Consider the following 21,176-nt stretch of genomic DNA (forward strand, 5'->3'; position numbering starts at 1 on the left):
GCGGGCACAATCAGTAGATGAACACCATCATTCTCAGCGAAGTCTCTGTGCACGTAGCCGTTGATGGCAGTCCGGCGCCCAAGACTTTGCTGCGGGACGTCTCGTTGGAACTCACCGAGCAACGCATCGCGGTCATCGGGGCCAACGGCTCGGGAAAATCCACCTTGCTGCGCTTGCTCAACGGCCTGGTGGCTCCCAGCGAAGGCACCGTCAGCGTCAACGGCGCAGACAGCGTTCGGGACGTTCGCCAGGTCCGCAGCCAGGTGGGCTTCGTCTTCACCGATCCCTTGTCGCAGCTGGTCATGCCGACCGGCCGGGAAGACGTGGAACTCTCCCTGCGGCGCTCCATCAAGAACTCAACAGAGCGTGCTGCCCGTGCGGAAGCCGTGCTGGAACGGTTCGGGATCCTGGACCTCGCCGACCAGAGTATTTATGAGCTCTCCGGCGGAGAACGCCAACTGCTCGCCCTCGCGGCCGTCCTCGCGGTGGACCCGGCCGTGCTGGTCCTCGACGAGCCTTCGACCCTGCTGGACTTGCGCAACCGGGAGCTGCTCAGGCGGACCCTTGCGGGCCTGGAGCAACAGATCATCATGTCCACCCACGATCTCGACCTTGCCCTCGAAGCGGATCGCGCCCTCGTGGTGGATTGCGGACGGATAGTGTTCGACGGCGGAGCAACCGCCGCCGTCGAACACTACCGCGCGCTGTGCGCGGCTGAATCCCCGCAGGGCAAGGTGGAGGCGACGTGAGGGGCCACGGGGTCCTGATCCCCAACTACGTGCGGGGCGACTCGATCGTGCACCGCACTCCCCTATGGCTCAAGTTCCTGCTGGTTGCCGGCTGCGGCCTCGCATCGTTCCTCATTGTCGATTGGCTTGTCTCGGCAGTGGTCCTCGCAGTGATGTGCGGGCTCTTCCTGCTGAGCGGTGCGGGCTTCAAACGGCTCGGGCGCTCCGTGTGGCTCGTAACGCCCATCCTCCTTGCGATCGGCGCTTTCCAGTGGTGGCAACTGGGCGGCCCTGTCGCCGCGCGGATTGTGCTCAATGTGCTTGTCTGCGTCGTGGCGGCGTCGGTACTGACGGTCACGACTCCCGTGCAAGCATTGCTGGACGGAGTGGTGGCCCTGTCCAAGCCGTTCAAGCGTTTCGGAGCGGACCCTGAGCGCTTCGCGCTGACGATCGCGATCATGCTGCGCAGCCTTCCGTTCATCGCCGGCGCATTTTCCGATGTCCGCGACGCAGCCCGGGCGCGCGGCCTTGAGCGCAATCCCCGTGCCCTGGTGCTGCCGGTATTCATCACGACGGTCGCCTATGCCCGGCAGACCGGCGATGCCCTGGCCGCGCGCGGCCTTGGCGACGCCGAAGACTAATCGCCCTGCAACTGCGCGTAGCGGAACATCGCCGCGGTGCCCATTCCGCCTGCGATGCTGATCATCGCCAGCGCCAGGCTTTGCCGGCCCGGTTGCGCTCCGGCCGTCCTGCGTGCCTGGGCCAGCAACCGCGTCACCAGGACAGCCCCGGACGCACCGTAAGCGTGTCCCAGGGCCAACGCTCCGCCGTCGAGGTTCGCCCGTGCCGGTTCCACTCCCAGCGCGCCAAGGCACGCGAGGGTCTGCGAAGCAAAAGCCTCGTTGAATTCCACGAGGTCCAGTTCCCCGGGTTCAAGACCAAGCTCCGCCAGCAAGCGCTTGGCCGCCACTGACGCCCCGATGCCCAGCAGTTCCGGGTCCACGCCCGCGGTGTCACAGCCCAGGACCAGCAGCCCGTCGGGGGCGCCCAGTTGACGTGCCCGCTCCAGTGAAGTGATCACGACGGCGGAGGCCGCGTCGGCGTCGAAGCACGAGTTTCCGGCCGTCACAGTGCCGTCCGGTACGAATGCCGGCGGGAAGCGGGCCATGAGTCCGGCCTTGAGCGAAGCCCGCGGTCCGTCATCCGCCTGCACCACGGCCTCCCCTGCTTGCACGGGGACAATTTCGGGGGCAAACGCGCCGGCGGCACCGGCAGCGACGGCGCGCTGGTGACTCCGCAAGGCGAACTCGTCTTGTTGTTCGCGGCTGACGGCACACTCCCGCGCTACGTTTTCAGCGGCCACCCCCATGTCCGGGTCCCCGAACCCGGGCGGCACGAAGGTGGCGCGGGTGTAGAAGTCCGGCTCGCCGTCGGGGTCTTGGTTCCGCCTGGCACGCAAGGGAGCTGTACTGATGCTCTCCACTCCCCCGGCGAGGAAGACGCCATTACCGCCGGCGACCACGAGCCGGGACGCCAGCACGATGGCGTCGAGTCCAGAGCCGCACTGTCGGTCCACGGTCAGTCCGGGAACTTCCAGCGGCAGTCCCGCGTGCAAGGCGGCATACCGGGCCAGGTTTCCGCCGCCACCCACGGCATTGCCGATCACGACGTCGTTCACGTCTGAGCCGGCAATACCCGTTGCCGTCAGCAGTGAGCGCAGGACCGGGGAGAGGAGTTCTTCGGCGCGCAGCGCCTTCAGTTGTCCGTTGGCCCGGCAGATGGGTGTACGCAGGGCAGCGATGATCACGGGTTGGTGCGAAGGGTCCGGCCCTGTGACCGGATCACGGCTAGGCAAGGGGCTTCGCCCGCGGATCGTTGTTCTCAATCCAGTCGAGCAACATCCGGCGGCTGACCTTCCCGCGGTCCGTCACGGGCAATTCCGACAGCGCGAAATACCGCTGGGGCCGCTTGTCCCGGGCGAGCAGGCCGTCCAGGCCTGTCTTGACCTGTGTTGCCGTCACCGAACCGTACGCTGGAACGATTCCGGCCACGACTTTCTGGCCGCGGACATCATCGAGCATTCCGGCCGCGACGGCCGCCGAGACCCCCGGGACCGATGCCAAGGCAAGTTCCACCTCGTCGGGATAGACGTTCCTCCCGGAGGTGATGATCATGTCAGACCGGCGGCCGAGGATATGCAGGACACCGGAGTCCACATAGCCTTGGTCCCCCACCGTGTACCAACCGTCAAGGCAGCGCAGCGCCTGGCCGTCGTCGCCCCACAAATACCCGTTGCTGACCATGCCGGAGCGGACACAGATGTTCCCGTCGGTCCCGTCGGGCAGCTCCGCGCCGCCGTCGTCCATGATTCTGAGTTCGACGCCGGGAAACGGTCCGCCGATTCCGGTGCCACCGGCGTCGAGCGGCTCCCCGGCAGCAAGCCGCGTTCCGGAAACGAAGCTGAGCTCGGACGCACCGTAGTACTCGAAGATTGCCGCGTTCGGTGCCCACCGCCTCGCCGCCTCCAGGGTGCGGGCGTCCAGCTTTGAGCCCGCGCAGATAATGCTGCGCACGCCGGATGCGTCCACTCCTCCAGCCAGGCCGCGTTCGCTCAGGAGGCGCAGCATCGTAGGCACGAGGACCAGTCGGGTGACGCCGTCGTAGCTGATGGCCGCATGGGCATCGCCGACGTCGAAGGTCTCCAAAGTGTGGAAGGGCGCCCCGGCATAAAGGCATTCCGACAGGGCGTACAGGTTCAAGCTCGCGGACAGCGGCCCGGGCGCGAGCGTCCTGTCCTCGGGGGTCAGCCCGAAGAATTCGATGGAGGCGTCAAACGAAACCTGCCATGATCGCCGTGAACGGGTGAAGGCTTTGGGAACGGACGTGGTTCCGGACGTCAGGCCGATCAGGAACGTGGAGTCCGGACCGCCGTCTGACAGCTCGTCGCCTGTGGCGGTCGGGCCGGTGGCGGGCCCGGCTTGTCCGATCCTCTCGGTGACCTCATCGATCATGGCGCGCGGCCACAACGGGTCCAGCACGGCGCAGCAACGCTCGCCGGCGACCGCGGCCGTGTAGGACACCACGAAGTCCAGCGAATTCGCTTCGGCGAGTACCGCCGTCGCGGGCGTCCCGCCCAGGCGCAAGGCTGCGGCGTCCCGAAGGTCAGCCCAGCTGAGCCGCTTGCCGCCGACGACGACGGCGGTGTCGTCGGGGCGCTCACCGGCCCAGAGCTGAAGTTTGTCCAGGAAAGGCATCATCGAATTTTAGCCCCTGCCGCGGGTACGCGCCGTTCTATGACGCTGTGCGGGTACGACGACGGCCGGTCACCTTCCGCGGAAGGTGACCGGCCGTCGTCGAGGGTTTTCCTAGATGTTGAAGCCGAGGGCCCGCATCTGGTCCTTGCCGTCGTCCGTGATCCGCTCGGGACCCCATGGCGGCATCCATACCCAGTTGAGGCGCCAGTCGTCGACGATGCCGTCGAGGGACTGGCCGACCTGCTCTTCAAGGACATCGGTCAGCGGGCAGGCCGCCGTCGTCAACGTCATGTCGATGAGCAGAGCGCCGTCCTCCTCCGAGTACTTCAGACCGTAGAGCAGCCCAAGGTCCACCACGTTGACTCCGAGTTCCGGGTCAATGACATCCTTGAGCGCCTCCTCGACGTCCTCGAGGCTGGTGCGAGCCGCGTTGATTTCGGTCATGGCGGGAGTCCTAACTAGGCCTGTGCTGCTGCGGCAGCAGCAATGGTGGCTGCGCCGGCGCCGGTGGCATAACGGTCGTAGCCTTCTTCTTCGAGGCGGTCGGCCAATTCAGGGCCGCCCTCTTCGACAACCTGGCCATCGACAAACACGTGGACGAAGTCCGGCTTGATGTAGCGCAGGATGCGGGTGTAGTGGGTGATGAGCAAAGTACCCATGTTGCCCGTGGCGTGGGCGCGGTTGACGCCCTCGGAGACGACCTTGAGCGCGTCGACGTCCAGGCCGGAGTCAGTCTCGTCAAGCACGGCGAACTTCGGCTTGAAGAGCTCGAGTTGGAGGATCTCCACGCGCTTCTTCTCGCCGCCGGAGAAGCCCTCGTTGACGTTGCGCTGTGCGAAGTCGGCGTCGATGCGCAGCTGCTGCATGGCCGCCTTGACGTCCTTGGTCCAGGTGCGGAGGGCAGGAGCTTCGCCGTCGATTGCGGTCTTGGCCGTGCGCAGGAAGTTGGTCATGGTGACGCCCGGAACCTCTACGGGGTACTGCATGGCCAGGAAGACGCCGGCACGGGCGCGCTGGTCAACGCTCATGGCCAGCACGTCTTCGCCGTCGAGCGTGATGGTGCCGCTCGTGACGTTGTAGCGCGGGTGGCCGGCGATGGTGGAAGCCAAGGTGGACTTGCCCGAACCGTTGGGGCCCATGATCGCGTGGGTCTCACCGGTCTTGATGGTCAGGCTGACGCCCTTCAGGATCTCCTTGGTGCCCTGCTCCGTCTCGATGCTGACGTGCAGGTCCTTGATCTCAAGAGTAGACATGCTCTTCTTTCTTTCGTAAGTCTTTAGGCACTTGGCGCTCAGTAGTTCTGTACTGACGCGCCGTTCACAACGTTGGTCACGTCCACGTAGACGTCGTCACCGTCGAGGGTGACGGCGAAGACCGGGACGGGGTCATAGGCAGGGAGCTGCAAGGGCTGTCCGGTGCGGAGATCGAACTGGGAGCCATGGCCCCAGCATTCGATCGCGCAGCCTTCGATTTCACCCTCGGCGAGCGAAATGTCCGCATGCGAGCAGGTGTCGCCGATGGCGTGGATCTGTCCCATCGAATCCTTGACGATGGCTACGGGGTAGTCATCGATCAGGATGCGCAGCGCCTGCTTGACCTGGATCTCGTTGGCGTTGCATACCAGTTCGCCTTGTGGCTGATCGCTCATAGTCTGTTTTCCCTGCTTGGCTTGTATTAGTTGTCGCTCGCGGCGAGCTCGCGCTCAACAGCTTCGGTGAGGCGCTCTTCGAGCGCCGGTACCTTGATCTGCTGGATGATCTCGTTGAGGAAGCCACGGACCACCAGGCGGCGGGCAACGTCTTCGGGGATGCCGCGTGCCATGAGGTAGAACAAGTGCTCGTCATCGAAGCGGCCGGTGGCGCTGGCGTGGCCGGCACCTTCGATCAGGCCGGTTTCGATCTCAAGGTTCGGAACCGAGTCGGCGCGTGCGCCATCCGTGAGGACCAGGTTGCGGTTGGCCTCGTAGGTATCCGTGCCTTCTGCTTCCTTGCGGATCAGGACGTCGCCAACCCACACGGTGTGTGCGTTGCGGCCTTGCAGGGCGCCCTTGTACAGGACGTTGGACTTGCAGTTGGCCACGGCGTGGTCAACGAACAGGCGCTGCTCGAGGTGCTGGCCCGCGTCGGCGAAGTACAAGCCGAACATCTCGGCTTCCGCGCCCGGCCCGGTGAAGCGCGTGGACGGAGTCATGCGGACGACGTCGCCGCCGAGGCTCACCACGATGTGCTTGAACTTGGCGTCACGGCCCAGCTTGGCTTGCTGCGAAGAGGCGTGAACGGCGTCGTCGTTCCATTCCTGGAGCGAGATGACCGTCAGGTCCGCGCCGTCTTCGACAAGGATTTCGACGTTCTCAGAAACGATCGCGCTGCCCTGGTGGTCCAGGACGATCCGGGACTTCGAGAAGCGGCCTGCCACGATCACGATGTGCTGGGCGGAAGCTTCAGTGGAGGTGCCGGTCAGCAGGACGGACACTTCGCCGTCGAGCTGGAGCTCGGCGGGCACCGTGATGACGGTGGCCTCGGCGAAGTTCTCCCAGGCATTGGCGGACACGCGGTCCTCCGGAATGGCCGCGGAGCCGATGCGGACGTCGTCCCGCCCCACGGTCTCGACGACGACGCCCTCAGGGGCGGTCACGGCGACGGACGGTGCCGAACCGGAGAGGACCTCGTTGTGAAGGCCGCGAAGCCGCTTGAGCGGGGTGAAACGCCAGTCTTCTTCCAACCCGGTGAGAGGCTTGAAGTCAGCCAGCTTGTACGAGGTCAGCCGACCTGCGCGCGAGCTGTCCGGAATTCCAACGCCGCCGCCGTGGGAGTGGCTCTTGGCCGAGGCGCCTGCAAGCGGCCCCGCCGAAGGTGCCTGCTCCGACGTCTTTTCCGAGGTGGAAGACGTGTTGGTACCGGTGTTGACCGGTGAGAGGTTCTCGCCCTCTTCGGTGAATCCGTCGATAAACGGCTTGGCCGATGGCGCGCCGATGCGGGCCTTTTCAGTAGTGATTTCAGTCATTGCTAACCGACGGATCCTTCCATCTGCAGTTCAATCAGGCGGTTGAGTTCAAGGGCGTATTCCATTGGCAACTCACGGGCAATCGGCTCAATGAAGCCTCGCACGATCATGGCCATGGCCTCGTCCTCGGGCATACCGCGAGACATCAGATAGAAGAGCTGCTCCTCACTGACTCGGGAAACGGTGGCCTCGTGGCCCATCACCACGTCATCCTCGCGGATGTCGATGTAGGGATAGGTGTCGGAACGGGAAATGGTGTCTACCAACAAGGCGTCGCAACGCACGGTGTTGGCGGAGTGCTTGGCTCCTTCGCGGACCTGGACCAGGCCTCGGTAGGCTGCACGACCGCCGCCGCGGGCCACGGACTTGGAAATGATGGAGCTCTTGGTGTTCGGCGCGATGTGGACCATCTTCGAGCCGGTGTCCTGGTGCTGGCCTTCGCCGGCGAAGGCGATGGACAGGGTCTCACCCTTGGCGTGCTCGCCGACGAGGTAGACGGCCGGGTACTTCATGGTCACCTTCGAGCCGATGTTGCCATCGATCCATTCCATGGTGGCGCCCTCTTCGCAGATGGCGCGCTTGGTGACGAGGTTGTACACGTTGGTGGACCAGTTCTGGATGGTCGTGTAACGGACGCGGGCGCCCTTCTTCACGATGATTTCCACCACAGCGGAGTGCAGGGAGTCCGACGTGTAGATCGGAGCGGTGCAGCCTTCGATGTAGTGGACGTAGGAGTCCTCGTCCGCGATGATCAGGGTGCGCTCGAACTGGCCCATGTTCTCGGTGTTGATGCGGAAGTAGGCCTGCAGCGGGATGTCCACGTGGACGCCCTTGGGGACGTACACGAAGGAACCGCCGGACCACACGGCCGTGTTCAGCGACGCGAACTTGTTGTCGCCCACCGGAATGATGGTGCCGAAGTACTCCTGGAAGATCTCCGGGTGCTCGCGGAGCGCGGTGTCCGTGTCCAGGAAGATAACGCCCTGCTTTTCCAGGTCCTCGCGGATCTGGTGGTACACAACCTCGGACTCGTACTGCGCGGCCACGCCGGACACGAGGCGGCTGCGCTCGGCTTCCGGGATGCCCAGCTTCTCGTAGGTGTTGCGGATGTCCTCGGGGAGGTCTTCCCACGTGGCAGCCTGCTTCTCGGTGGAGCGCACGAAGTACTTGATGTTGTCGAAGTCGATGCCCGAGAGGTCTGCACCCCAGGTAGGCATGGGCTTGCGGTCGAAGTACTTCAAGCCCTTCAGGCGCAGGTCCAGCATCCATTCCGGCTCGTTCTTCTTGGCCGAAATGTCGCGGACTACCTCTTCGTTGAGACCACGGCGTGCGTTGGCGCCGACGTCGTTCTTGTCAGCCCATCCGTACTCGTAGGTGCCAATACCGTGCAGCTCGGGATTCTTCTCCAGAATCTCCGAGATCACAGCACCGTCAGCTAGCGCTTTCTCTGCTGTTCCTTCAGCTAATTGACCCGTCATCACGGCCTTTCTTACTGATTGTTGGATTCGACATGGGGCGCGGCCGGCAGCTTCGGAAACCCGAGGGCCTCCTTGGCGGCCGGCCTGCCGGTAGGAATGTGGGTGGTGCAGACGTGTCCGCCCTGCGCGAGGGTGGAAAGCCTGCGGACATCGACGCCGACCAAACGGGAAAACAGTTCGGTCTCAGTGTCGCAAAAAACTGGAAATTCCGCGGCGAGCTGCTGGATGGGGCAATGGCCCTGGCAGAGCTGCACGCTTGAAAGGGATGCGGGCAGGGGCGCCTTGGTCTCAATCGACGCTGCCGATGCGACATACCCGTCACGGCTCAGCGCCTTGGACAGCGCCACAGCCCTGGCGGCGATGTCGGAACCCGCGCGGTCGACTTCGGGTGCGTAGCGCGCCTCCATCTCGGCAAAGCGCTCCACCGCATAGTCCCTGACGGCTTCTTCGCCTGCGAGGTCCCTCAGCCGCCGCAAGGCGGAACTCGCGATGTTCAGGTAGTCATCGCCGAGCTTCGATTGCCCCTGGGAGCTGAGGACATAGCGCCGGGCCGGCCGGCCCGCGCCGGCACCCGCCTTCGCGACGCGCTTTACCTCTATGACACCGGCACGCTGCAGGTGATCCAGATGCCGGCGGACAGCGGCAGGGGTGAACCCGAGCATGTCGCCGAGTTCAGCCGCACTGACGGGGCCATGCTCCAACACCGCGTTGAGAACGCGGTTCCGGGTGCGGTCTTCTGCATCAGCGACGCCAACGGCAGTGCCACCGGGCACGGGTATGACCGCGCTATGCCCTGCGGGCACGGAAACAGAACTCCTCATGGAATACACAACACAATCATGTCGTAATTTAGTCCGCGCATCCAGTAAGGCAAGGCTGGCCTGCGGCGGCTTGCCCTCCGCAGGCCTACTACTTCACGTAGAATACTTTGGTGCGATCCCCCGAATCCCCTGTCCTCACCATTGACGGACTCATCAAGGACGTTGGCCCGCTGGCTTCCCTTGACGGCAAAATGCTGCGGGTAGTCAGCGGCCTCTCAATGTTCGCAGAACGCGGCCAGATCACCGCCTTGCTGGGTGCCAACGGCGCCGGCAAGACGACAACGCTCGAATGTGCCCAAGGCCTCCAGAAACGTACGGGCGGCCGCATCGGACTCCTCGGCGAAGATCCCGACACCGCCGGCGCAGACCTCCGTTCACGCGTCGGCGTCATGCTGCAGGACGGCGGCCTCCCGCCGTCGGCACGTCCCATCCCCCTGCTTCGGCACATTGCGGGCATGTACCGGAATCCGCTTCCGCTGGACGGACTCGTCGAGCGCTTGGGCATCGATACCTTCAGCCGCACCGGCGTCCGCCGCTTGTCCGGCGGCCAAAAGCAGCGGCTCTCGCTTGCGGCTGCCCTGATCGGCAATCCCGAAGTCCTGTTCCTGGACGAGCCCAGCGCTGGACTCGATCCCCAGTCCCGCCAAATCGTCTTCGAGCTCATCGCCGAACTGCGGGATGCCGGCATGGGTATCATCCTGACCACGCACCTCATGGACGATGCGCAAAGGCTTGCGGACTATGTTTACATCATCGACGCCGGCCACAACGTCGCAGAGGGCACCGTCGCCGACTTGTTGAGCCACGGCCATGAGGCCATGGACGGGGTGACTGAACGCACACTGTTCTTCGACGCCCCGGCCGGCCTCGATATTGCCGCGGCCATCGGCCACGAACTGACCGTCACCGAAAGCCGGGCAGGCAGCTACGCAATTGCGGGCACCTTGACGCCGCAGCATCTGGCGAAGCTGACGGCCTGGTGGGCAGAGCAGGGCATCATGCCGGCGTCCCTCCGCTTGGAGGCGCGCAGCTTGGAAGACGTTTTCCTGGACATTTCCGGAAGGGATATCCGATGACCAGCACAATCCCTTTGCGCAGCACACACCACGCCGGACCGGCGACCTTGATGCGCAGGATCCTCCTGCAGGGCCGCTACGAGACCCTGACCATGATCAGGAACGGCGAGCAGCTGATCCTCGCGGTGATCATGCCCTTGCTGGCCCTGGTGGGACTCACCGTGACGCCACTGCTCGACGGCTTGGGCGCCAGCAGGGTGGACATCGCGACGCCGGGTGTCCTCGCCCTGTGTGCCATGTCCACGGCATTCACGGGCCAGGGCATCGCCACCGGCTTCGACCGCCGCTACGGCGTGCTCCGCTTCCTCTCGACCACCCCCCTGGGCCGGACCGGACTCATTGCCGGCAAGATCATCGCCGTCTTGGCAGTCCTGGTCCTCCAGATCCTGGTGATCGGCGCCGTCGCCGCGTTGCTCGGCTGGCATCCACGGCCCGAAGGTTGGCTTCCGGGCCTCGGCCTCTTGGTTCTCGGCGCTGCCGCCTTCACTGCGCTCGGGCTCCTGGTCGCCGGCACCGTCCGGCCTGAGGCAACCCTCGCCATCACGAACCTGCTCTGGATCCTGCTGGGCGCCCTCGGCGGAATCGTGGTTCCTGCCGAGCGTCTGCCGGACCTGGCGCAGAGCATTGTGCATTTCCTGCCTTCAGGAGCCTTGGGGCAGTCCCTCAGGGATGCTTTCCTCCATGGCAGCGTCTCCCTTCCGTATGTTCTTGTGCTGCTGCTGTGGACCGTCGTTCCTGGCATGGCCGCCGTCCGCTGGTTCAAATGGAATTGAGTGTCCCGCAGTGGAACCGAACCGTCAGCATGAATTGAGTACCGAGAATTGAGAACACTGTGAGCACGGCTTCCCGCCTCCCGAAGTCCATCCAGCAGCTGGCCGACAAGCTGCCCACGGAAGTCAACAGCACGATCCGCAGGCTGGCGATGTTGTCCCTGATCGGCCAGGTGGTCCTGGTGGTCACCGGGGGCGCGGTCCGGCTGACATCTTCAGGGCTCGGCTGCCCCACATGGCCTCGTTGCACCAGCGGATCCTTGGTGAATACGCCGGAGATGGGCATCCACGGCTTCATTGAATTCGGCAACCGGATGCTGACGTTCGCATTGGCCGCCGTCGCGGTCCTGATGCTTGTGTATTTGTGGAACCTCCGCAAGGAACGCCGCGACTTGTTCCTGCTGGCCGTGGGCCTGCTGGCCAGCATTCCGGCACAGGCCATCATCGGCGGCATCACCGTGCTGTCCAACCTGAACCCCTGGGTTGTCGGACTGCACTTCCTGGTTTCCATGGCCCTGGTTGTCTTTTCCACCCTGCTGGTCAACCGCGCCTATGGCCGGACCGGGCGGTTCATGAAGCGGCCGTTGGCAGCGATTCCAGGAGCCATGAGCCCAGTCATGACCGCCGTCGCGTTCTTCTCGGCGGTTGCGGTGTGCTTGGGAGTCGTCGTGACCGGTGCCGGACCGCACGCCGGGGACGCGAACGCGCCGCGGAACGACCTCGACTGGGACCTCGTCTCGCACATCCACGCAGTGCCGGCGTACCTCATCACGGCGGGTGCCGTCTTCGCTGTCTACTTCGTCCTGCGCAAGGGAGTCACCGGCCTGTTCCGCACAGCTGCGCTGCTGCTGCTCGCCGTGACGGTCCTGCAGGCGGTCATCGGCTTCACCCAGTACTACAACGGCATTCCCGCACTCCTCGTGGGAATTCACATGCTGGGTGCCGCCCTGCTCATGGGCGCCGCCACGAACGCGGCGGATGTGGCACGGTTCAGCCCGAAGCTCTAGCACCTGGCGGCTGATGGCCTCTGCGCAAGCCAAAGCAAAGACCCTCGCTCACGTCATGCGACGTGAGCGAGGGTCTTTCGTTTTACCGCTACAGGTGAGCGGGCGTGTGGGAAAACGGCCCTGAAGGTGGGCGGGCGTCCTGCGGGGACGGGGAACGTCAGCCGCCGATGATCGGGGAACCGATGAACGGGTCCACCGCGAGGGCGATGAAGAGAAGCGTCAGGTAGCTGATGGAACCGTGGAAGACCTTCATGGCTCCCTTGTTGGAAACGTCGCCGCCTTGTGCCCGGTTGTAGAGGGCATGGGATTCATACAGGAACCAGGCGCCCGCGAGGACGGCGGCGATGGTGTAGACCCAGCCCGCGCGGCCAACCGGCACCAAAAGCAGCGAGCACACCACCATGGCCCAGGCGTACAGGACCACCTGGACGGAAACCACCTTGGCGCCGGCGATGGCGCCCAGCATGGGGACGTTGGCGTTGCGGTAGTCCTCGCCGTAGCGCATGGACAACGGCCAGTAGTGCGGAGGCGTCCACAGGAAGATCACCATGAAGAGCACGACGGCGGGCCACTCGACGGTGTTGGTCACCGCGGCCCAGGCGATCAGCACCGGGAAGCAGCCGGCCGCGCCGCCCCACACGATGTTCTGTGCCGTGCGGCGCTTGAGAATCATCGTGTAGATGACAACGTAGAAAACAATTGCACCGAGGCCCAGCCAAGCGGACAGCGGGTTGGCCCCGAACCACAGGATGGCGATGGACGCGGCCCCAAGGATCCACGCGAAGACGAGAGCTTCGCGTGGGGTGACTTCCCCGGTCACAAGGGGACGCTTTTCGGTCCGGTGCATCAACTTGTCGATATCGCGGTCGATGTAGCAATTGAAGACCCCTGCGCTGCCGGCGGCAAAGGCGCCGCCCACCAACGTAGCCAGAATCAACCCGATGGACGGGAAGCCCCGTTGGGCGAAGATCATCGTGGGCAAGGTGCTGACCAGCAGCAACTCGATCACGCGGGGTTTGGTCAGTGCCAGATACGCCTTGAACTTACGGGACATTCCGCCCTTCCCCACAGCCGGGGAAGCGTTGAGGGGCGTATCTGTTGTGCTCACGTTGGCAGTCACTCTGTTCTTTGCTCTGGTGTTCTCGCAGCGGCGGCGCCTGTTCATCCTGGCACCTCCGAATCCGGGGCACGGGGTGAAGCGTGCATTCGATCCATGCATGCAATCGATGGCGCACGCGCCGCTGGTGGCCTCCAGATATCATACCGTGGCCTGTCCGACGCCACGGCACCGGCGAACCTTCCGTTATTTCCGAAAGTTCACCGGCGCTTTGCCGTCGAGGTGATTCATAAAACGGAATATGCGTCCATTTTTTGGGATTCCCACCATTTGGGGCCGCGAACCGGGCTAAGCTGTCTGCAGATCAGCTCACGCAGGTTTCCGAGAAAGCGTATTCTCAGATTTGCATGTCTGGATGATAGATCAACGTTTCAATGGTGAACGGCTGGTAGACACTTCGCAGCGGGCGCCATCCTGTGCCCGAGGCTTGCCATGTGCCGCCACCAGCCGTCAGCACAGAGAGGGGCTCGGTTTACGTGCCACATTTGGAAGAGCAAGAACTGACTTGGACAAGCCTGGACCAGCGCGCCGTGGACACCGTCCGCGTTTTGGCCGCTGACGCCGTCGAGAAGGTCGGCAACGGTCACCCCGGCACGGCCATGAGCCTTGCGCCGGCCGCCTACCTGCTGTTCCAGAAGCTGATGCGCCACGACCCGAAGCACCCGGACTGGATCGGCCGTGACCGGTTCATCCTGTCCCCCGGCCACACATCGCTGACCCTGTACATCCAGTTGTTCCTTTCCGGCTACGGCCTGGAGCTGAAGGACCTCGAGGCCCTGCGCACGTGGGGATCGCTGACCCCGGGCCACCCGGAATACAAGCACACCGCCGGCGTCGAGATCACCACCGGCCCGCTGGGCCAGGGCCTGGCTTCCTCGGTGGGCTTCGCGTACTCGCAGCGCCGCCAACGCGGCCTGTTCGACGCCGATGCTCCCGCCGGGCAGAGCCCGTTCGACCACACCATCTGGGTCATTGCCTCCGACGGCGACCTCCAGGAAGGCGTCACCTCGGAAGCTTCTTCCCTGGCCGGGCACCAGGAACTGGGGAACCTCGTGGTGATCTACGACGAGAACCACATCTCCATCGAAGACGACACCGACGTGGCCTTCACCGAAGACGTCCTCAAGCGCTACGAGGCCTACGGATGGCACACCCAGCGCGTGGACTGGACCAAGACCGGCGAATACGTCGAAGACGTCCAGGAACTCTACGGCGCGCTGCTCGCCGCCAAGGCCGAGACGTCCAAGCCGTCCATCATCTCGCTGCGCACCATCATCGGCTACCCGGCGCCCAAGAAGCAGAACACGGGCAAGATCCACGGTTCCGCCCTTGGCGCAGAGGAAGTCGCAGCCCTGAAGGAAGTCCTGGGCTTCGACCCCGAGCGATCCTTCCAGGTTGACGAGGACGTCCTGGCGCACGCCCGCGCCGTCGTCGAACGCGGCGCAGCAGAGCGCAGCGAATGGCAGGCATCCTTCGAAGCATGGCAGACCGCCAACCCCGAGGGCGCTGCGCTGCTCGAGCGCATCGAGGCCAAGAAGCTTCCGGTCGAGCTCGACTCCGCGCTTCCGGTGTTCGAAGCAGGCAAGGAAGTCTCCACCCGCGCCGCGTCCGGCAAGGTCCTGAACGCGATCGGCCCGGTCCTTCCGGAACTGTGGGGCGGCTCCGCCGACCTCGCCGAGTCCAACAACACCACCATCGAGGGTTCGCCGTCGTTCATCCCGGCCTCGCGCTCCACCGGCGCGTGGAAGGGCAACCCGTACGGCCGGGTCCTGCACTTCGGTATCCGCGAGCACGCCGCGGCGTCGATCGTGAACGGCATCTCGCTGCACGGCCGCACCCGGGCGTTCTCCGGTACGTTCCTGATCTTCAGCGACTACCAGCGTCCCGCGATCCGCCTCGGCGCGCTCATGGGTGTTCCGTCGCTGTACGTCTGGACCCACGACTCGATCGGCCTGGGCGAAGACGGCCCCACCCACCAGCCGGTGGAACAACTGTCCACCCTGCGCGCCATCCCGGGCCTGGATGTTGTCCGTCCCGGCGACGCCAACGAGGTCGCGGCAGCATGGAAGACCATGCTCGAGAACCACGAGAACCCGGCAGGCATCGTGCTGACCCGCCAGAACATCCCGACCTACGCACGCGGCGAGGGCGTTGCCGAGGGTGACACCTTCGGCTCCACCGCCGGCGTCGCCAAGGGCGGCTACGTCCTGGCAGAAGCTTCGAAGGACGGCGCCACGGTCCCGGCCGAGGTCATCCTGATCGGCACCGGTTCCGAGGTCCAGCTCGCAGTGAATGCCCGCGAAGCGCTCCAGGCCGAAGGCATCGCCACCCGCGTCGTCTCCATGCCGTGCGTCGAGTGGTTCAACAAGCAGGACTCCGCGTACCGCGAATCCGTGCTCCCCGCCGCCGTCAAGGCCCGCGTCTCGGTCGAAGCCGGCCTGGCCCTGGGCTGGAAGGAATTCGTCGGCGACGCCGGACGATCCATCAGCCTCGAGCACTTCGGCGCCTCCGCGGACTACAAGCGCCTCTTCAAGGAGTTCGGCATCACGGCAGAAGCAGTCGCCGCTGCTGCCAAGGACTCCCTCGCGGGTCTCAGCAGCTGAAACGCGTCCGAGACGAATCCGACAGCAACGAACAGATTTCCAAGGAGATTAAGAAATGACTACGACTCCCACCCAGCAGCTTTCCGACGCCGGTGTGTCCATCTGGCTTGACGACCTTTCCCGGGAACGCCTTTCCAGCGGCACCTTGCAGAAGCTCATCGACGAGAAGAACGTGGTTGGTGTCACCACCAACCCGTCCATCTTCCACGCTGCCATCACCGCCGGCAGCGACTACGACGCCGTGATCGCCGAAAAGGCCGCCAAGGGCGCGTCCGTCGAAGAGACCGTCTTCGAGATCACCACCACCGACGTCGCGGATGCCTGCGACCTCTTCGCCCCGGTCGCGGCAGCGACCAAGGGTGTGGACGGCCGCGTCTCCATCGAGGTGGATCCCCGCCTGGCGTGGGACACCGAAGGCACCATCGCCGAGGCCAAGCACCTGTACAAGAAGGTCAACAAGGACAACGTCCACATCAAGATCCCGGCAACCCTTGAAGGCCTCGCCGCCATCACGGCAACCCTCGCCGAGGGCATCAGCGTCAACGTGACCCTGATCTTCTCCTTGGAGCGCTACCGCGCCGTCATCAACGCTTTCCAGTCCGGCCTGGAGCTGGCCAAGGAAAACGGCCACGACCTCTCCACGATCCACTCCGTGGCGTCCTTCTTCGTCTCCCGCGTGGACACCGAGATCGACAAGCGCCTGAATGCCCTGGGCACCGATGAAGCCAGGGCCCTCAAGGGCAAGGCAGGCGTCGCCAACGCCCGCCTCGCGTACCAGGTCTACGAAGAGCTGTTCTCCACCGAGCGCTGGGCAGTCCTGGCCGAGGCCGGCGCACTGCCCCAGCGCCCGCTGTGGGCCTCCACCGGCGTCAAGGACCCGGCCTACCCGGACACCCTGTACGTGACCGAACTGGTCGCCGCGGGCGTCGTCAACACCATGCCGGAAAAGACCCTCGACGCCACGTTCGACCACGGCGTCGTCACGGGTGACACCGTCTCCGGCACGTATGAGGAGGCAAACCGCGTCCTCAACGACCTGGAGGGGCTGGGCATTTCCTACAACGACGTCGTCGCAATCCTCGAATCCGAGGGCCTGGACAAGTTCGTCGCCAGCTGGAAGGAACTTCTGGCCGACGTCGAAGGCGCCCTCGCCTCTGCACGGAAGGCTTCCTAACCCACATGAGCACTCTCAGCTACGACGCCAGCGGTGCTGCGCAGCAGGCCATCGAGCAGCACATCCCGGCACTTGTCGAAGACCGGATTGCCACCAGGATTTTCGCCAAGGACCACACTTTGTGGGGTCCGGACGCCGAATCCGAGTCCGCCATCCGTCTCGGATGGGTGGAAGCGGCAACCGTTTCCCAGCCCTTGGTCGAAGGAATCCTGGAACTCCGGGATGCCCTCCGGGCCGAAGGCGTCTCCCGCATTGTCCTGTGTGGCATGGGCGGCTCTTCGCTTGCCCCCGAGGTCATTGCCGGCACCGCCGGCGTCGAGCTGACCGTGCTGGACAGCACAGACCCTGAACAAGTCGGTGCTGCCCTCGCGGACCGCCTCGCCGAGACCGCCATCGTGGTCTCCTCCAAGTCAGGCTCCACCGTGGAGACCGACTCGCAGCGACGGGTATTCGAGCGGGCCTTCACCGAGGCCGGCATCGATGCCAAGAGCCGCATCGTCATCGTGACCGATCCCGGCTCCCCGCTGGACAAGGCGTCCCGCGAAGCCGGCTACCGTGCCGTCTTCAACGCCGACCCGAACGTTGGCGGCCGCTTTTCGGCGCTGACCGCTTTTGGATTGGTCCCGAGCGGCCTCGCCGGCGTCGACATCCAGGCGTTCCTGGATGAGGCCGAGGAAGCAGCGGAAATCCTCAACGAGGACTCCCCCGAAAACATCGGGCTCCGGCTCGGTGCCGCACTGGGCGGAACCACCCCGCTGCGCAACAAGATCGTGATCGTCGAGGACGGTTCCGGAATCGTTGGATTTGCGGACTGGGCCGAACAACTCATCGCCGAGTCCACCGGCAAGCTCGGCACGGGGGTTCTGCCCGTTGTTGCAGGTCCTTCCGCTCCCGAGGTCAGCAGCGGCGCGGACGACGTCCTGGTGATCCGGCTCGTCGGTGCGGAATCCGACGTCGAACTCGGCGAAAACGAGGCAGCCATCGCAGGCGGCCTGGCCACCCAGATGTTCGTCTGGGAATTCGCCACCTCGGTCGCAGGGCGCCTGCTGGGCATCAACCCGTTTGACCAGCCCGACGTCGAGGCAGCCAAGATCGCCGCACGCGGCCTGTTGGACGCGCGTCCCGAGCCGACGCCGGCGAACTTCGTCGACGGCGCGATCGAGGTCCGCGGCGGTGCGTGGCTCGGCGACGCTGCAACGGCCGCCGACGCCGTCAAGGCGCTCCTCGGCGAACTCGGCACGGACGGTTACCTGAGCGTCCAGGCATATTTCGACCGGATCGCCTTCACGCAGCTCGAAGGCATCCGCGACGAGCTCGCCGGAGTCAGCGGCCGGCCGGTGACTTTCGGCTGGGGCCCGCGCTTCCTTCACTCCACCGGACAATTCCACAAGGGCGGACCGGCCATCGGTTCGTTCCTGCAGGTGACGGCCGCCGCAAGCGGCGACATCGCCATCCCTGAACGGCCGTTCACTTTCGGTCAGCTGATTGCGGCCCAGGCCGCCGGCGATGCCCAGGTTCTTGAGGACCACGGCCGTCCGGTCCTACGGCTGCACCTCACGGACCGCGGAGCCGGTGTCGCCCAGCTCCAGGACATCGTCGCCGCATTGGCCGGCCAGGCCAGCGCGCTCGAAAGCTAAGGCACAAACCCAAACATGCCAGAAACTGAAATCGGTTACCGGTCCACCGGAAAGGCAAGCCACCGCAATCCCCTCCGGGATCCGCGGGACCGGCGCCTGAACCGCATCGCAGGGCCTTCGTCATTGGTGTTCTTCGGAGTCACCGGTGACCTCGCCCGCAAGAAACTCATGCCGGCGGTCTATGACCTAGCCAACCGCGGGCTGTTGCCGCCGAGCTTCGCGCTCGTCGGCTTCGGCCGGCGGGACTGGAGCAACGAGGACTTCGCGAACGAGGTCAAGGAGAACGTCAAGGCGCACTCCCGGACCCCGTTCGACGACGCCGTCTGGAACCAGCTCTCCGAGGGCATCCGCTTCGTCCAGGGAGAGTTCGACGACGACCAGGCGTTCAAGCGCCTCAGCGCCACCCTGGACGAACTGGACGAAACCCGCGGCACCCGCGGAAATCATGGTTTCTACCTGTCCATTCCGCCCAAGGCCTTCGAGCAGGTCTGCCAACAGCTCTCCAAGCACGGACTGGCGCAGGCCGGCGACGGGCAGTGGCGCCGGGTAGTGATCGAGAAGCCGTTCGGGCACGACCTGGAGTCCGCGCGCAAGCTCAACGACATCGTGGAGTCCGTCTTCCCGCCGGACGCGGTCTTCCGCATCGACCACTACCTGGGCAAGGAAACGGTCCAGAACATCCTGGCCCTGCGCTTCGCCAACCAGCTGTTCGAACCGCTCTGGAACGCCAACTACGTCGACCACGTCCAGATCACCATGGCCGAGGACATCGGCACCGGCGGACGGGCCGGTTATTACGACGGCGTCGGCGCCGCACGCGACGTCATCCAGAACCACCTCCTGCAGCTGCTGGCCCTGACCGCCATGGAGGAGCCCATCTCCTTCAACGCCGACGACCTGCGTGCCGAAAAGGAAAAGGTCCTCGCAGCCGTCAGGCTCCCCGAGGACCTCTCCAGCCACTCCGCCCGCGGCCAGTTCGCCGGCGGCTGGCAGGGCGGCGAGCTCGTGCAGGGCTACCTCGAGGAAGACGGCATTCCGGCCGATTCCAAGACGGAAACCTACGCGGCCATCCGCCTGGACATCAACACCCGGCGCTGGGCCGGTGCGCCGTTCTACCTCCGGGCAGGCAAACGCCTGGGCCGGCGCGTCACGGAAATCGCCGTGGTGTTCAAGCGGGCGCCCAACCTGCTCTTCCGCGGCCACGGCGAAGACGACTTCGGCCAGAATGCCGTGGTCATCCGCGTCCAGCCCGACGAGGGGGCCACCATCCGCTTCGGATCCAAGGTACCGGGAACGCAGATGGAAGTCCGCGACGTGACCATGGACTTCGGCTACGGACACTCGTTCACCGAGTCCAGCCCCGAAGCCTACGAACGCCTCATCCTGGACGTGCTGCTGGGCGAGCCCCCGCTCTTCCCGCGGCACCAGGAAGTCGAGGAGTCCTGGAAGATCCTGGACCCCTTCGAGGAATACTGGGCCGGCCTCGACGAACAGCCCGAACCCTACGCTCCCGGCAGCTGGGGCCCGGCCTCGGCCGACGAGCTCCTTGCCCGCGACGGACGAACCTGGAGAAGGCCATGATCGTAGATCTTCCCGACACCACCACCTCCAAGATCTCCAAGAAGATCACCTCCCTGCGCGAGCAGGGAGGGGTGATCGCCCTTGGACGCGTCCTGACCCTCGTGGTCGTCACGAAGTCCGGCCTCGAGGAAGAAGCCATCGAGGCAGCCAACGAGGCCAGCCGCGAACACCCCTGCCGGATCATCGTCCTCGCGGACGCAGGCAGCGAAGCGCCCAACCGCCTCGACGCCCAGATCCGGGTGGGCGGCGACGCCGGAGCCTCCGAGGTCATCGTGCTGCGCGGCTACGGCGAGCTCGCCAAGGAAAGCGAGTCCCTCGTCGCCGCACTGCTCCTCCCGGACGCGCCGATCGTGGCCTGGTGGCCGCACGGCGCACCCGAGAACGCCTGCGAGACATCGATCGGACGCATCGCGCACCGCCGCATCACGGACTCGGCCAACGAAGCCGACCCCGCGGCGGCGCTTGCCCGGATCCGGAAGACGTACCGCGCCGGGGACACCGACCTCGCCTGGACACGCCTGACCAACTGGCGCCTCCAGCTCGCGGCAGCCCTGGACCAGGTGGACGAATCCCCCGTCACGGCCATCGCCGTCGAGGGGGCTTCGGACTCGCCCAGCACCCTGCTGCTGGCCGCCTGGCTCACCCTGTTCCTCGACGCTCCGGTCCAGATCGTCGCCGACCCGGCGGGAACAGGCATCCGCAGGGTGCGGCTCAGCCGCGCCACGGGCGACGTCCAGCTGGTCCGTCCGGGCCTCACCGTGGCGGAACTGACTCAGCCGGGCCAGCCCGCCCAGCGGATCTCACTGCCCCGCCGAAGCCTCCGGGATTGCCTCGCCGAAGAATTGCGTCGCCTTGATCCGGACGATGTCTTCGGAGAAGTGATTACTATGGGACTGCCCCGAACCAATAGCAAGGAGTGACCGTCCC

General features: G+C 65.3%; 19 protein-coding genes. 10 read left to right on the plus strand and 9 right to left on the minus strand.

The window, feature by feature from the left end; translation table 11 throughout:
- Window positions 1-17 precede the first annotated feature (17 nt).
- Window positions 18-749 (plus strand): energy-coupling factor ABC transporter ATP-binding protein, encoded by a 732-nt coding sequence (locus KNN17_RS05080; protein ID WP_241707756.1) that lies wholly within the window; start codon window positions 18-20, stop codon window positions 747-749.
- A complete protein-coding gene (locus KNN17_RS05085) occupies window positions 746-1,369 on the plus strand; it encodes an energy-coupling factor transporter transmembrane component T family protein (protein ID WP_241707757.1) in 624 nt (207 codons plus the stop codon). The genes KNN17_RS05080 and KNN17_RS05085 overlap by 4 nt, the downstream gene beginning before the upstream one ends.
- Here KNN17_RS05085 and KNN17_RS05090 read toward each other — a convergent pair.
- The 8 genes from KNN17_RS05090 to KNN17_RS05125 form a co-directional block, all read right to left on the minus strand.
- Complete coding sequence (locus KNN17_RS05090; RefSeq protein ID WP_308196772.1) at window positions 1,366-2,535, minus strand: thiolase family protein; 1,170 nt, start codon at window positions 2,533-2,535, stop codon at window positions 1,366-1,368. The genes KNN17_RS05085 and KNN17_RS05090 overlap by 4 nt on opposite strands.
- 40 nt (window positions 2,536-2,575) lie before the next feature.
- The gene (locus KNN17_RS05095; protein WP_241707759.1) at window positions 2,576-3,982 is read right to left on the minus strand and encodes a class I adenylate-forming enzyme family protein; all 1,407 of its coding nucleotides are present in this window, start codon (window positions 3,980-3,982) and stop codon (window positions 2,576-2,578) included.
- A 111-nt stretch (window positions 3,983-4,093) separates the two neighbouring features.
- The gene (locus KNN17_RS05100) at window positions 4,094-4,426 is read right to left on the minus strand and encodes a metal-sulfur cluster assembly factor (protein ID WP_059389266.1); all 333 of its coding nucleotides are present in this window, start codon (window positions 4,424-4,426) and stop codon (window positions 4,094-4,096) included.
- Between the two features lie 14 nt (window positions 4,427-4,440).
- On the minus strand, window positions 4,441-5,235 hold the full coding sequence (gene sufC / locus KNN17_RS05105; RefSeq protein ID WP_241707760.1) for a Fe-S cluster assembly ATPase SufC: 795 nt from the start codon (window positions 5,233-5,235) through the stop codon (window positions 4,441-4,443).
- A 38-nt stretch (window positions 5,236-5,273) separates the two neighbouring features.
- Entirely contained in the window at window positions 5,274-5,630 is a 357-nt protein-coding gene (locus tag KNN17_RS05110; RefSeq protein WP_078108812.1) for a non-heme iron oxygenase ferredoxin subunit, read from the minus strand.
- Window positions 5,631-5,656: 26 nt separating this feature from the next.
- Window positions 5,657-6,985 (minus strand): Fe-S cluster assembly protein SufD, encoded by a 1,329-nt coding sequence (gene sufD, locus KNN17_RS05115; protein WP_241707761.1) that lies wholly within the window; start codon window positions 6,983-6,985, stop codon window positions 5,657-5,659.
- Window positions 6,986-6,987: 2 nt separating this feature from the next.
- Window positions 6,988-8,463 (minus strand): Fe-S cluster assembly protein SufB, encoded by a 1,476-nt coding sequence (gene sufB / locus KNN17_RS05120; protein WP_078108810.1) that lies wholly within the window; start codon window positions 8,461-8,463, stop codon window positions 6,988-6,990.
- 11 nt (window positions 8,464-8,474) lie between these two features.
- Window positions 8,475-9,293 carry a helix-turn-helix transcriptional regulator gene (locus KNN17_RS05125; RefSeq protein WP_241707762.1) on the minus strand — a complete coding sequence of 273 codons (819 nt, stop codon included), beginning with the start codon at window positions 9,291-9,293 and terminating at the stop codon, window positions 8,475-8,477.
- Between the two features lie 101 nt (window positions 9,294-9,394).
- Here KNN17_RS05125 and KNN17_RS05130 point away from each other — a divergent pair, with 101 nt between their 5' ends.
- The 3 genes from KNN17_RS05130 to KNN17_RS05140 are packed head-to-tail and all read left to right on the plus strand — an operon-like array spanning window position 9,395 to window position 12,137.
- Complete coding sequence (locus KNN17_RS05130; protein ID WP_241707763.1) at window positions 9,395-10,360, plus strand: ABC transporter ATP-binding protein; 966 nt, start codon at window positions 9,395-9,397, stop codon at window positions 10,358-10,360.
- Window positions 10,357-11,133 carry an ABC transporter permease gene (locus tag KNN17_RS05135; protein ID WP_241707764.1) on the plus strand — a complete coding sequence of 259 codons (777 nt, stop codon included), beginning with the start codon at window positions 10,357-10,359 and terminating at the stop codon, window positions 11,131-11,133. Before KNN17_RS05130 ends, KNN17_RS05135 begins: the two co-directional genes overlap by 4 nt.
- A 59-nt stretch (window positions 11,134-11,192) precedes the next feature.
- On the plus strand, window positions 11,193-12,137 hold the full coding sequence (locus tag KNN17_RS05140; RefSeq protein ID WP_241707765.1) for a COX15/CtaA family protein: 945 nt from the start codon (window positions 11,193-11,195) through the stop codon (window positions 12,135-12,137).
- Window positions 12,138-12,294: 157 nt separating this feature from the next.
- Here KNN17_RS05140 and KNN17_RS05145 read toward each other — a convergent pair whose 3' ends face one another.
- The gene (locus KNN17_RS05145) at window positions 12,295-13,257 is read right to left on the minus strand and encodes a heme o synthase (protein WP_078108806.1); all 963 of its coding nucleotides are present in this window, start codon (window positions 13,255-13,257) and stop codon (window positions 12,295-12,297) included.
- A 482-nt stretch (window positions 13,258-13,739) separates the two neighbouring features.
- Here KNN17_RS05145 and tkt point away from each other — a divergent pair, with 482 nt between their 5' ends.
- From tkt to KNN17_RS05170, 5 genes are read left to right on the plus strand one after another with little or no spacing between them, the layout of a single operon-like run.
- Window positions 13,740-15,857, plus strand: coding sequence for a transketolase (tkt, locus tag KNN17_RS05150; protein WP_241707838.1), 2,118 nt, complete (start codon window positions 13,740-13,742; stop codon window positions 15,855-15,857).
- Window positions 15,858-15,912: 55 nt separating this feature from the next.
- Window positions 15,913-17,031, plus strand: coding sequence for a transaldolase (gene tal, locus KNN17_RS05155; protein ID WP_078108804.1), 1,119 nt, complete (start codon window positions 15,913-15,915; stop codon window positions 17,029-17,031).
- A gap of 5 nt (window positions 17,032-17,036) precedes the next feature.
- The gene (locus KNN17_RS05160) at window positions 17,037-18,668 is read left to right on the plus strand and encodes a glucose-6-phosphate isomerase (RefSeq protein ID WP_241707766.1); all 1,632 of its coding nucleotides are present in this window, start codon (window positions 17,037-17,039) and stop codon (window positions 18,666-18,668) included.
- A gap of 15 nt (window positions 18,669-18,683) precedes the next feature.
- A complete protein-coding gene (gene zwf / locus KNN17_RS05165) occupies window positions 18,684-20,249 on the plus strand; it encodes a glucose-6-phosphate dehydrogenase (protein WP_241707767.1) in 1,566 nt (521 codons plus the stop codon).
- Window positions 20,246-21,169, plus strand: a complete 924-nt coding sequence (locus tag KNN17_RS05170) for a glucose-6-phosphate dehydrogenase assembly protein OpcA (protein ID WP_078108801.1) — start codon at window positions 20,246-20,248, stop codon at window positions 21,167-21,169. The genes zwf and KNN17_RS05170 overlap by 4 nt, the downstream gene beginning before the upstream one ends.
- Window positions 21,170-21,176 lie beyond the last annotated feature (7 nt).

It is taken from the genome of Arthrobacter bambusae, assembly GCF_022606295.1.
Classification (GTDB): Bacteria; Actinomycetota; Actinomycetes; order Actinomycetales; family Micrococcaceae; genus Arthrobacter; species Arthrobacter bambusae_A.